At 76.7% G+C, this 12,755-nt stretch carries 10 protein-coding genes and 1 pseudogene; all 11 read left to right on the top strand.

Annotated elements, in window-relative coordinates:
- A pseudogene (locus ACWENR_RS25875) lies at positions 1 to 354 on the top strand (hypothetical protein); the annotation flags it as partial.
- Positions 355 to 385: 31 nt separating this feature from the next.
- Complete coding sequence (locus ACWENR_RS25870; RefSeq protein ID WP_452279556.1) at positions 386 to 694, top strand: hypothetical protein; 309 nt, start codon at positions 386 to 388, stop codon at positions 692 to 694.
- Positions 695 to 722: 28 nt separating this feature from the next.
- The gene (locus ACWENR_RS25865; RefSeq protein WP_452279555.1) at positions 723 to 1,583 is read left to right on the top strand and encodes a TlyA family RNA methyltransferase; all 861 of its coding nucleotides are present in this window, start codon (positions 723 to 725) and stop codon (positions 1,581 to 1,583) included.
- A gap of 67 nt (positions 1,584 to 1,650) precedes the next feature.
- A complete protein-coding gene (locus ACWENR_RS25860) occupies positions 1,651 to 2,535 on the top strand; it encodes an NAD kinase (RefSeq protein ID WP_452279554.1) in 885 nt (294 codons plus the stop codon).
- Positions 2,536 to 2,784: 249 nt separating this feature from the next.
- A complete protein-coding gene (gene recN, locus ACWENR_RS25855) occupies positions 2,785 to 4,542 on the top strand; it encodes a DNA repair protein RecN (protein ID WP_452279553.1) in 1,758 nt (585 codons plus the stop codon).
- Between the two features lie 119 nt (positions 4,543 to 4,661).
- A complete protein-coding gene (gene steA / locus ACWENR_RS25850) occupies positions 4,662 to 5,840 on the top strand; it encodes a putative cytokinetic ring protein SteA (protein WP_452279552.1) in 1,179 nt (392 codons plus the stop codon).
- 27 nt (positions 5,841 to 5,867) lie between these two features.
- Positions 5,868 to 6,806 (top strand): copper transporter, encoded by a 939-nt coding sequence (locus ACWENR_RS25845; RefSeq protein ID WP_452279551.1) that lies wholly within the window; start codon positions 5,868 to 5,870, stop codon positions 6,804 to 6,806.
- Between the two features lie 58 nt (positions 6,807 to 6,864).
- Positions 6,865 to 7,731 carry a hypothetical protein gene (locus ACWENR_RS25840; protein ID WP_452279550.1) on the top strand — a complete coding sequence of 289 codons (867 nt, stop codon included), beginning with the start codon at positions 6,865 to 6,867 and terminating at the stop codon, positions 7,729 to 7,731.
- Position 7,732: 1 nt separating this feature from the next.
- Complete coding sequence (gene murJ, locus ACWENR_RS25835; RefSeq protein WP_452279549.1) at positions 7,733 to 9,430, top strand: murein biosynthesis integral membrane protein MurJ; 1,698 nt, start codon at positions 7,733 to 7,735, stop codon at positions 9,428 to 9,430.
- A 55-nt stretch (positions 9,431 to 9,485) separates the two neighbouring features.
- Entirely contained in the window at positions 9,486 to 10,667 is a 1,182-nt protein-coding gene (locus ACWENR_RS25830; RefSeq protein ID WP_452279548.1) for a glycosyltransferase family 4 protein, read from the top strand.
- A partial coding sequence (locus tag ACWENR_RS25825; protein WP_452279547.1) for a hypothetical protein occupies positions 10,667 to 12,755 on the top strand: 2,089 nt, incomplete at its 3' end. The genes ACWENR_RS25830 and ACWENR_RS25825, both read left to right, overlap by 1 nt.

The following is a 12,755-nucleotide window of genomic DNA, read 5'->3' as shown; positions in this document are numbered from 1 at the left end:
CCCGCCGAGCCGGCCGCGCCCGGCGTCGCGGCGGGCGTCCCCGCGGCGACGCCGCCCGCGCCGAAGAAGGCCCTCGCCAAGAAGGCCGTGGCGAAGAAGGCGGTCGCCAAGAAGGCCGTGGCCAAGAAGACCGTGGCGAAGCGGGCGCCGTCGGCCGTGGCCCCGGCTGAGGACACCGCCGTCGACGCGGCCAGGCCGGCGAAGAAGGCACCGGGCCGCGCGGAACGGCCGGGTGGCCCGGAACAGCCGGGCGGCCCGGAACAGTCGGGCGGCCCGGAACAGTCGGGCCGCACGGAACAGCCGGGTGGCCCGGAACAGGCGGGCCACACCGAACAGTCGGGCGGCGGGGCGTGACCCGCCGCGTGCCGGCGGGCGGGAGCGGGTCGTGACGGGCCCGTACCGCCCCGGACCGCCGCAGGCCTCCTCGCCGGGCGTCAGGCCGGGTCCGCCGGCGGGGGCCCGTCCCGGTCCGCCGCCGGGCGTCAGGCCCGGTCCGCCGCCCGGACCGCGCCCCGGGCCGCCACCGCGTCCCGAGTCGCCCGAGGAGCACGACGAGGCGCGGCATCCCGCCGTCGACGCGGCCGTGCGGGCGATGGCCAACGCGGCGACGCTCGCCCCGGCCGACCAGATCGCGCAGTACGAGGCGGCGTACGAGACGCTGCGGGAGACCCTCGCCACCATCGACCAGGCCTGACCGGACCGGACCGGAGAAGAATCCACGCATGGCACGTCGTAACCGGCTGGACGCCGAACTCGTCCGCCGCGGTCTGGCCCGCTCCCGGGAGCAGGCCGCCGCGCTGGTGGAGGCCGGCCGGGTCCAACTGCGCGGGGTGCCCGCCCGCAAGCCCGCCGCGATGGTCGACCCCGCCGACCCGCTGCTGGTCACGGGCGAGGATCCCAGCTCGGAGTACGTCTCCCGGGGCGGGCACAAGCTGGCCGGCGCGCTGGCCGCCTTCGCCCCCGGCGGGCTGGGCGTGGCCGGCCGGCGCTGCCTGGACGCGGGCGCCTCCACCGGCGGCTTCACCGACGTGCTGCTGCGCGCCGACGCGGCCGAGGTGGTAGCCGTCGACGTCGGCTACGGGCAGCTCGCCTGGCCGCTGCGCAACGACCCCCGGGTGCGGGTCTTCGAGCGCACCAACGTCCGTACGCTGACTCCGGAGACCATCGGCGGGCCGGTGGACCTCACGGTCGCCGACCTGTCGTTCATCTCCCTGCGGTTGGTGCTGCCGGCGCTGGCCGGCTGCACCCGCCCCGACGGCGACCTCGCGCTGATGGTGAAGCCGCAGTTCGAGGTCGGCAAGGAGCGGGTCGGCGCCGGCGGGGTGGTCCGCGACCCGGCGCTGCGGGCCGAGGCGGTGCTCGACGTGGCCGACGCGGCCGCGCGGCTCGGCCTCGGTCTGGCCGACGTGGCCGCCAGCCCGCTGCCGGGGCCGAGCGGCAACGTGGAGTTCTTCGTATGGTTACGCCGGGACGCACCGCCGGCCGACCCGGAGCGGGTGCGTGCCGTGGTGACCGCCGGGCCCGGAGGCCCGGTGCCGTCCGGCGACCTGCCGGGCGCGGCGACGGAGGAGGTGGCCGGGTGAGCGAGCTGGCGAACCCCGCGGTCGCGGCTGCGCCGCGCCGGGCGGGAGCGACGGGACGGCCGTCCCGGTGAGCCGCGCCGCCCTGCTGGTCACGCACACCGGGCGCCGGCGCAGCACCGAGCACGCGCGGGCGGTCGCCGCCGACCTCATCGCCGCCGGCTTCGAGGTGCGCGTCGTGGCCGAGGAGGCCGAGGGCCTCGACCTGCCCGGCGTGGTCCCGATGACCGGCCCGCAGGCCGCCGAGGGCGCGGAGATCGTCTTCGCGCTGGGTGGGGACGGCACGTTCCTGCGCGCCGCGGAGCTGGCCCGGCCGGCGAAGGCGCCGCTGATCGGCATCAACCTCGGCAAGGTCGGCTTCCTCGCCGAGGCGGAGATCGACGACCTCGACAGCGCCGTACGCGACGTGGTGGACCGCAACTACACGGTGGACGAGCGGCTCACCCTCGACGTGACCGCCGAGTTCGACGGCGGCCCGACCATCGAGTCCTGGGCGCTCAACGAGATCAGCGTCGAGAAGGGCGAGCGCGCCCAGATGCTGGAGCTCCTCGTCGACGTGGACGGCCGCCCGCTGTCCCGCTACGGCTGCGACGGTGTGGTCTGCGCGACGCCCACCGGCTCGACGGCGTACGCGTTCTCGGGCGGCGGCCCGGTGGTCTGGCCCGAGGTGGAGGCCCTGCTGCTGGTGCCGATCAGCGCGCACGCGCTGTTCAGCCGCCCGCTGGTCACCGCGCCCACCTCCACCTTCGTCATCACCGTCGACCCGTTCACCACCCTCGCGGTGCTCTCGTGCGACGGCCGGCGCGTCTACGACCTGCCGCCCGGGGCCCGGGTCACCGTGCGGCGCGGCGCGCTGCCGGTGCGCATCGTGCGGCTGCGCGACCGCCCGTTCACCGACCGCCTGGTGGCGAAGTTCGACCTGCCGGTGCACGGCTGGCGCGGCAACCGCCGCTGACCGCGACCACGGTCGCCGGCGCGGCCCGGGCGCGGGCCGGGTCCGCCGTCGACGCGGCCCGCCCGGCCGCCGTGGCGACCCCTCGGCCGTTCGGCCGCGGCGACCACGGCCGGCCCGGCCGCCGGCGTCGTCCGGAGTCGGGCCGGTCACGTCCGACAGCCGGCTGAGCTGTACGACGCCGTCGGGCCGGCCACGACGCGGCGTCGCCGGCTGGTCAACTGTCGGGGGCCGCGTCTACTGTCGGATGCTGTGCTGGAAGAGCTGCGCATCACCGGACTGGGCGTCATCGAGGACACGACGCTGCCGCTGACCGGCGGCATGAACGTCATCACCGGCGAGACCGGTGCGGGCAAGACGATGGTGGTCACCGGCCTCGGCCTGCTCTTCGGTGGCCGCGCCGACGCCGGGCGGGTCCGGGCGCAGCCCGGCCGGGCCGTGGTCGAGGGGCGGCTGCGTCTCGACGGCCGGGTGGCCGCCACGGTGCACGCCCGGATCATCGACGCCGGCGGCGAGCCCGACGAGGACGGCTCGGTGCTGCTCAGCCGCACCGTCACCGTCGAGGGCCGCTCCCGGGCACACCTGGGCGGGCGCAGCATGCCGGTGTCCATGCTCGGCGAGGTGGGCGAGCAGGTCGTCGCCGTGCACGGCCAGTCCGACCAGCTGCGGCTGCTGCGCCCCGCCGAGCAGCGGGCCGCGCTGGACCGGTTCGCCGGCCCGGAGCACGAGAAGCTGCTCGACGCGCTGCGCGAGGCGTACACCCGCTGGCGTGGGGTGGTCGACGACCTGACCGACCGGCGGCGCAACGCCCGCGAGCGCAACCAGGAGGCCGACCTGCTGCGGCTCGGGCTCGACGAGATCACCCGGGTCGACCCGCAGCCCGGCGAGGACGACGAGCTGAAGGCCGAGGCGCAGCGGCTGGAGCACGCCGAGGGGCTGCGCACCGCGGCGCAGGTGGCCCACCAGTGCGTGGCCGGCGGCGTGGAGGCCGCCGACGAGACCCCCGACGCCACGGTGCTGCTGGGCACGGCCCGGCGCACCCTGGAGGCGCAGGCCGGCACGGATCCGGCGCTGGGTGAGCTGGCGGGGCGGCTGGAGGAGGCCGCGACGCTGGTGGCGGACGTCTCCGCCGAGCTGTCGGCCTACCTCGCCGCGCTCGACGCCGACCCGGCGCGGCTGCAGGCGATCTACGAGCGTCGGGCGGCGTTGCGCGCGCTGACCCGGAAGTACGCCGACGACGTCGACGGGGTGATCGCCTGGGCGGAGCGGGCCCGCACCCGACTGTCCGACCTGGACACCTCCGACGAGCTCCTCGACGAGTTGGAGCGGGAGTCGTCGCGGCTGGCCGGCGAGGTGGCCGACCTGGCCGGCCGGGTGTCGGCCTCCCGCCAGGAGGCGGCGACCCGCTTCGCCGAGCAGGTCACCGTGGAGCTGGCCGGCCTGGCCATGCCGCACGCCCGCATCGAGGTGGCGGTGCTGCCCCGACCGGCCGGCCGCGCCGAGCCGAGCCTGCGGGTCAACGGCGCCGAGGTCGGCGTCGGTCCGGACGGCGGCGACGAGGTCGAGCTGCGCCTGCTGGCCCACCCCGGCGCGCCCTCGCTGCCGTTGCAGCGGGGCGCCTCCGGCGGTGAGCTGTCCCGGGTGATGCTCGCCATCGAGGTGGTCTTCGCCGGTTCGGGCGGGCCGCCGACCCTGGTCTTCGACGAGGTGGACGCCGGCGTCGGCGGTCAGGCGGCGGTGGAGATCGGCCGGCGGTTGGCCCGGCTGGCCCGCAGCCACCAGGTCCTCGTCGTCACCCACCTGCCGCAGGTCGCCGCGTTCGCCGACCGGCACCTGGTGGTGGCGAAGGACACGGGCGGGGCGGTCACCACGAGCGGGGTGCGGGTGGTGGAGGACACGGAGCGGGCCCGGGAACTGGCCCGGATGCTCGCGGGTTTGCCCGATTCCGACCTGGGTATCGCCCATGCCGAGGAGCTTCTCGCCGTGGCGTCCCGGGAAAGGCGCCCCTGAGACCGGCGATTGTGAGCACAGGCACACCGGCCCGCGCGCCGGTGTGCTTCCCTGGGTAGGCGGCCCTGCTCAGGCATGTCGCGACGGATTTGCCTGCCTCACATGCCAGGATGGTCACGATGCGTCTACCCACGTTGCGCCGGACCCGGAACGCGGAACCGGGCAAGATCCTCGGCACCGCACGCCTGGACCGCCGGACAAAGCGCCTGGTCGGCCGGCTCCGCCCCGGTGACATCGCGGTCATCGACCACGTCGACCTCGACCGGGTCGCCGCCGACTCGCTCGTCGCCGTCGGTGTCGCCGCCGTGCTCAACGCGAAGCCGTCGGTCTCCGGGCGCTACCCGAACCTCGGCCCCGAGGTGCTGATCGGCGCGGGCATCCCGCTCCTCGACGACCTGGGCGAGGGGATCTTCGAGCGGCTGCGCGAGGGCGACACGGTCCGGATCGAGGGCAACACCGTCTTCGCCGGCGACGAGCCGGTGGCGCACGGCAGCCTCCAGGACGCCGAGACGGTGGCCAAGGCGATGGCCGACGCCCGGGAGGGCCTGTCGGTCCAGCTCGAGGCGTTCGCGGCCAACACGATGGACTACCTCAAGCAGGAGCGCGACCTGCTCCTCGACGGCGTCGGCGTGCCGGACATCCAGACCGAGATCCAGGGGCGGCACTGCCTGATCGTGGTGCGCGGCTACGACTACAAGGCCGACCTGGACGTGCTGCGTCCCTACATCCGCGAGTTCAAGCCGGTGCTGATCGGCGTCGACGGCGGCGCGGACGCGCTGGTGGAGGCCGGCTACACCCCCGACATGATCATCGGCGACATGGACTCGGTCACCGACGACGTGCTGCGCTGCGGCGCCGAGGTGATCGTGCACGCCTACCCGGACGGCCGGGCGCCCGGCCTGGCCCGGGTCACCGGGCTCGGCGTTCCGGCGGTGACCTTCCCGGCCGCGGCGACCAGCGAGGACCTGGCCATGCTGCTGGCCGACGAGAAGGGCGCCTCGCTGCTGGTCGCCGTCGGCACCCACGCCACGCTGGTGGAGTTCCTCGACAAGGGCCGCGGCGGCATGGCCTCGACGTTCCTGACCCGGCTCAAGGTCGGCGGCAAGCTGGTCGACGCCAAGGGCGTGAGCCGGCTCTACCGGCAGAGCATCTCCGGTTCCTCGCTGCTGTTGCTGGTGCTCTCCGCGATCGCGGCGATGGCCTCCGCCGTGGCGGTGTCCACCGTCGGCAAGGCGTATTTGGGCGTGGTCTCCGAGTGGTGGAACAATTTCGTGTTCCAGCTTGAACAGCTTTTCTAGCGTCCGACCGATCAAGAGGCTGCAGGTGTGATCAACTTCCGGTACCACGTGGTGTCCCTGACCGCGGTCTTCCTGGCGTTGGCGATCGGTCTGGTGGTCGGCACCGCCGCCCTGAACGGCCCGGTGGCCGACTCGCTCAAGGAGAACGTCAACGAGCTGCGCAACCACAACCAGCAGATGCGCCAGCAGGTCCAGAGCATGGAGCGCGAGCTGGAGCTCGAGGAGGACTTCGCCGCCCAGATGGCGGAGGTCGTCCTGCCCGGCACCCTGACCGGCAAGCGGGTGCTGGTGCTCAGCCTGCCGACCGGGCGCGACCACACCGAGGGCGTGGTCAAGATGCTCCAGCTCGCCGGGGCCGAGGTGACCGGCCGCGTCGACCTGCAGGACAAGTTCATCAACCCCGACAACAACAACAACCTGCTGGAGCTGGCGGTGACCGCCGCGCGGCCGACCAGCGCCCCGACGTCCGGGCTGCCCGGCAACGGGCACGGGGTGGAGACGTCCAGCGCGCTGCTGGCCAGCGTCCTGCTGGACCGGGCCCCCGGCGCCGCGCCGGTGAGCGAGGCCGACCGGCGGGCGGTGCTGGCCGCGTACACCAACGCCAACTACCTGACCACCGAGGAGCGGGTCAGCAAGCCGGCGGAGGCGGTCGTGGTGGTCAGCGGCCAGCCGTACGTGGACAAGGACTCGGCGAAGAAGGACGAGTCGGTGCTCAAGGTCGCCGAGCAGTTCGACCAGGCCGGGACGCTCGTCGTCGCCGGCAACGGCTCGGCCGGCGGCAACCTGGTGGCGGCCGTGCGCAGCGACCCCGTGCTGGTGCAGAGCATCTCCACCGTCGACAACGCCAACACCGTCCAGGGGCAGCTCGTCACCGCCCTCGCGCTGGTGCAGCAGGTCACCGAGAAGAAGGCCGGGCAGTACGGCGTCGCCGACAACGCCACCCTGCTGCCTAGACTGCCCCAGTGAGCGAACGACGTACCCCGGTGTCCGGATCCAGGTTCTGCGCAGAGCGGGAGGTGGCCGCGTGAGCGTGCTCGGTCGGCTGCTGATCGCCGGGGCGGGCGCCGCCGTCGCCCGGTACGCGCTGCGCGAGGTGCGCACCTCGCCGGCCGGACCGGCGCTGGACCGGACGAACTTCCGCGGCCGCACGGTGACCCTGGCCGCCGGGCCCGCCCTCGCCGTCGGCGCCGCCGGGGCGGGCGCGTTCGGCGCCTCCAGCGCCTCCTCGGGCGCTGCGGCCCTGGTCGCCGGGGTCGGCGCCGGCGCGGTCGGGCTCTACGACGACGTGGTCGGTGCGCGGCCGGAGCAGAAGGCCGCCAAGGGCTTCGCCGGGCACCTGGCCGCGCTGCGCGAGGGACGGGTCACCGCGGGGCTCGTCAAGGTCGTCGGGGTGGGCGCGGCCGGCCTCGGCGCCGCCGCGCTGCTCGCCGCCGACCCCCGGGTCGCCGGGCACCGGCGCCGCCGGCGGCAGGGCGCCCTGGGCCGGGGCGTCGACGTGCTGCTCGGCGCGGGCGTCATCGCCGGCACCGCCAACCTGCTCAACCTGCTCGACCTGCGCCCGGGCCGGGCCCTGAAGTCCGGCATCCTGCTCGGCGCCCCGCTCGCCGGCGGCCCGCACGGTGGCATCGCCGCCGGCGCGGTCGGCGCCGCCGCCGGGCTGGTCGCCGACGACCTCGCCGAGGACGTGATGCTCGGCGACAGCGGTGCCAACGCCCTCGGCGCGCTGCTCGGCGTGGCGCTGGCCGCCCGCAGCGGCCCGGTCGGGCGGGCCGGGCTGCTCGCCGTGCTCGCCGGCCTCACCGCGGCCAGCGAGAAGGTCAGCTTCACCCAGGTCATCCAGCGCACCCCGGGGCTGCGCGAGCTCGACGCGCTGGGCCGTCGCGCCGACTGACGTGACGACCCCGGCACCCCTCGCCGGCGCCGGCCGAGTGGCCGGAGCGGCCGCGCTCATCGCCGTCCTCACCGTGGTCAGCCGGCTCGCCGGCTTCGGCCGCACCGCCGTCTTCACCTGGGTGGTGCAGAAGAGCGACCTCGGCGGCATGTACGTGATCGCCAACACGGTCCCCAACATCATCTTCGAGATCGTCGCGGGTGGCGCGCTGGCCAGCCTGGTCGTACCGCTGCTGGCCGCGCCCGTCGCGGCCGGCGACCGGCGGGCGGTGGCCGCCACGACGGGCGCCCTGCTCACCTGGACGGTCACCCTGCTGGTGCCGCTGGCCGTGCTCGTCGCGGTGGCCGCCGGCCCGATCGTGTCGCTGATCAGCGAGGGGCGCTCGCCGGCCGAGCTGGAGGCCGGCGCGCGGATGCTGCGGGTGTTCGCCCCGCAGCTGCCGCTCTACGGCATCGGCATCGTGCTCACCGGCGTGCTCCAGGCGCACCGCCGGTTCGCCTGGCCGGTGATCGCGCCGCTGCTGTCCAGCCTCACGGTGATCGTGGTCTACCTCGCCTTCGGCGGCGTCGAGGGGCGTGGCGTCGGGGTGGGGCAGGTCAGCCGCGGGGGAGAGCTGATCCTGTCCGCCGGCACCACGGCGGGCGTGGTGGTGCTGTCGCTGTCGCTGCTGGTGCCGCTGCGCCGGCTGGGGCTGCGCCCGCGCCCCGGGTACGCCTTCCCCGCCGACGCGCGGGCGCGGGTGACGGGGCTGGCGGTGGCCGGCGCGGTGACCGTCACCGCGCAGCAGCTCGCGCTGCTGGTGCTGCTGAAGCGGGTCTCCGGCGGCCCGACCGGCTCGCCGCAGGTGTTCAACCTGGCCCAGACCATGTACCTGCTGCCCTGGGCGGTGCTGGCGGTGCCGCTGGCGACCGCGGCGTACCCGGCGCTGGCGACCGCGGCGGCGGCCGGTGACGACGACGACTACCGGCGCACGCTCTCCTCGACGACGCGCGGGGTGCTGCTGTTCAGCTGCCTCGGCGCGGCGGCGCTGGTCGGCACGGCCGGGCCGGTCGCCGCGTTCTTCTACCCGACCGGTCCCGGCTCGACGGCCGCCGGGATCGCCGGCTTCGCCCCCGGGCTGCTCGGCTACGGCCTCTTCGCGGTGCTCTCCCGGGCCCTCTACGCCCGCGGCGACACCCGGCCCGCCACGGTGGCGATCACGGCCGGGTGGCTGGCCGTGCCGGTGGCGGCGGTGCCGCTGGCGGCGGTGTTCCCGGTGGCGGACCGGGTGCTGGCCGTCACCCTCGCCAACTCGGTCGGGATGCTGCTGCTCGGCGCCCTGCTGCTCGTCGCCGTGCGGCGCGCGGCCGGGGCCGCCGCGCTCACCGGAGTGGCCCGTGCCGGCGCCGCCGGGCTGCTCGCCGGGGCGCTGGCGGCGCTCGCCGGGGCGGCCGTCTCGCGCTGGCTGGACGCGGCCGGCGACGGCACCCCGGCGACACCAGCCGCACTCGTGCAGGGCATGCTGTCCGGAGTCCTGGTCGGTGTCGTGTTCCTCGCCGTCGTGTGGCTGGTCGACCGGCGGGACGTGCGGCCGCTGCTCGCCGGGGTGCTCCGGCGACTGGGGCGGGGCCGGCGCGGGCCGGCGGCCCCCGCCGGACGGACGGGTGCGGGCGAGATCCCCCCGGAACGGGGTGACGGGAAGGAGACGGTGTCCCGGTGAGCGGGTGCAGGACGGGTGACCGGCCGGCGGCGACCGACGAGCGGGGGTGGTCGAGGTGACGGAACCGGCACCGGTCACCGGCTGGCGCGGCACCGTGGCCCTGCTGCTCGCCTCCAGCACCGGCGGGGTCGGGCAGCACGTCCGCTCGGTCGCCCGGGGGCTGACCGCCGCGGGCGCCTCCGTGCTGGTGTGCGGGCCCGCCGCGACGCAGGAGCAGTTCGACTTCACCGGCGTCGGCGCCCGGTTCGTGCCGGTGGAGATTCCGGCCAGCCCGACCCCGGCCGACGCCCGCGCGGTCACCGCGCTGCGCCGGGCCCTCGCCGCCGAACGGGTCGACGTGCTGCACGCCCACGGGCTGCGCGCCGGGCTGGTCGCCGTCCTCGCCCGCCCGGCCGCGCCACTCGTGGTCACCTGGCACAACGCGGTGCTCGCCGGCGGGTTGCGCGGCGGCGTGTCCCGCCTCGTGGAGCGGGTCGTCGCCCGGGGCGTCCGCGTGGCGCTCGGCGCCTCCGCCGACCTGGTCGAGCGGGCCGCCGCGCTGGGCGCGCCGGACGCCCGGCTCGCCCCGGTCGCCGCGCCCGCGCTGGGCGCGCCGCGCCGCCGCCGGGCCGCCGTCCGCGCCGAGTTCGGCGTCGGCCCGGACCAGCCGCTCGTCCTCTCCGTCGGCCGGCTGCACCCGCAGAAGCGGTACGACGTGCTCATCGACGCGGCCGCCCGGTGGCGTACCCGCACGCCGGCGCCGGTCGTGGTGGTCGCCGGCAGCGGCCCGGCCTACCTGCCGCTGGCCGCCCGGATCTCCGCCGCCCGGGCTCCGGTGACCCTGCTCGGGCACCGCACCGACGTGGCCGACCTGCTGGCCGGGGCCGACCTGGCGCTGGTCACCAGCGACTGGGAGGCCCGCCAGCTCTTCGCGCAGGAGGCGATGCGGGCGGGCGTACCGCTGGTGGCGACCGCCGTCGGCGGGCTGCCCGAGCTGGTCGGCGACGCCGCGGTGCTGGTGCCGCCGGGGGACACCGACGCGGTCGACGCGGCCGTGCGCGGCCTGCTCGACGACGAGGCCGGCCGGGCCGACCTGGGCCGGCGCGGCGCGGCCCGGGCCGCGACCTGGCCCACCGAGGCCGACACCCTCGCCCAGCTGGCGGCGCTCTACGCCGAGCTGGCCCCGGCCGCCGGCGCCGACGGCGGGCCCACGGAAACCGGACGTGACGGCCACGCCCCGTCGACGGGACGCCGGTGATGCTGCGCAGACTCGCCCCCGCCCTGCTGACCCTGGTCGTGGTGGCGCTCGGCATCACGGCGCTGACCGCCCGGCCGCAGCGGGCGGCGCCCGAGCGCACCGCCGACTTCGTCGTGCTGGCCGGCGTGGCCGGGCTGCGCTGGGAGGACGTCGACCCGGAGACCACCCCGACGCTGTGGCGGATGGCCCGGGACGGCTCGATCGGTTCCCTCTCGGTGCGCTCGGCGCACCGGCCGACCTGTCCCGTGGACGGCTGGCTGACCCTCGGCGCGGGCAGCTATGCGGCGTGGAACGGCAGCCGGCAGAGCGAGGGTTGCCCCCCGACGGCGGTGACCGTCGAGCAGCCCGACGGCATCGGCGCGAACCTGCCCGACCAGGAGGGCGTCGTCCGGCACAACCAGGAGCGGCTGCCGTGGGGCACGGTGCCCGGGGCGCTGTCGGAGTCGGTGCGTTGCTCGGTGGCGGTGGGGCCCGGCGCGGCGGTGGCCGCCGCCCGGCCCTTCGGCCGGGTCGACCGGTACGCGGCCGCGCTGCCCCCGGACCCCGCCGAGCTGCTCGGCTCGTGCGTGCTGAGCATCGTCGACCTCGGCACGGTGACCGGCGAGGATCCGGCGCGGCGGGCCGCGGCGGCCCGCGAGGCCGACGTCCGGCTGGCCCGGGTGCTCGCCGCGCGGCCGCCCCGCTCGCTGGTGATCGTCGCCGGGGTCTCCGACACCGACGTGCCGTCCCGGCTGCACGTGGCCGTCGCCGACGGGCCGGGCTGGGAGCGCGGGTGGCTCACCTCGGCCAGCACCGGCCGGGAGGGCTACCTGCAACTGGTCGACCTCGCACCGACGGCGCTCACCGCGCTCGGCCGGCCGATGCCCGAGCGGCTCTTCCTCGGCCGGCCCGCCGTGTCGGTCGAGGGGCGCCCGGCCGACCTGGCCGCCGCGATCGCCCAGCCGGCCGACGCCGACCGGGAGGCCGCCGCCCAGCGCCGGGTGGCCGACTGGTTCTTCGCCCTGCTCGCCGGCGTCCAGGTGCTGCTGGCGGTGGCGGTGCTGCCGCTGCTGCGCCGGGCCCGCCGGCACGCCGGCCCGTACGGTCCGGAGCCGGTGTCGCCGCGCGTCGTGTCGGTCGTGGAGCTGCTGCTGATCGCGGCCGCCCTGGCCGTCCCGGCCGCGCTGCTCGCCGACGCGGTGCCCTGGTGGCGCGGCGACCACGCCAGCGTCTACTTCGCCGTGGTGACCGTCGTGCTGCTGGCCGCCGCCACCGCGGTGGTCCGGCTGGCGCCCGGCTACGCCAGCACCCTCGGCCCGCTCGGCGCGGTGGCGGGCCTGACCACCCTGGCGGTGGGCGTGGACGTGCTCACCGGCGCCCGCCTACAGCTCAACGGGGTGGTCGGCTACTCGGCCCTGGAGGGCGGCCGGTACGCCGGGCTGGGCACGGTCGGGCTCGGCGTGTTCCTGGCCGGGGCCCTGCTGAGCGCGGGCTGGCTGGCCCAGCGGGTCCGCCGGTCCTGGCGGCCGATGGTCGTGGTGGCCGTCGGCGGCGTGGCCGTGGTGGTCGTGGGCAGCCCGTACCTGGGCGCCGACTCGATCGGCGCGATCGCGCTGACCGCCGGGCTGAGCGTTGCCGCCGCGATCAGCGCCGGCGGCTGGCTGACGATCAGCCGGCTGGTCTGGGCGACCATGGCCGGGCTGGCGCTGACCATCGGCTTCGCGGTGCTGGACCTGCGCCGGCCCGCCGCCGAGCGGGGCAGTCTCGGCCGGTTCCTGGCCGCCGTCGGCGACGGCACGGGCGGGCTGACGGTGCACCGCTCCAGCACGGCCAACTTCGAGACCCTGGTCAACAGCCCGTTGACGGTGCTGGCCCTGGCCGGCGCCCTGCTGGTCTGGTTCGCCCTGCTCCAGCCGTGGGGCGGGCTGATGCGGCTGTTCGGCATCTACCCGGCGATGCGGGCGGCGATGGCCGGAACGGCGGTCGCCGCGGTGATCGGCGGGCTGCTCGGCGGCGACCCGGCCGGCGCGGCGCCGCTGACCGGCGTGGACAACATCACCGGCACCGCCGGCGGCGACCTCTACGTGGCCGAGGACGGCGGCAACATGG

It is taken from the genome of Micromonospora sp. NPDC004336, assembly GCF_053602615.1.
Note: the sequence above shows the minus strand (reverse complement) of the source record. Positions and strands in the feature narration are given on the sequence as shown.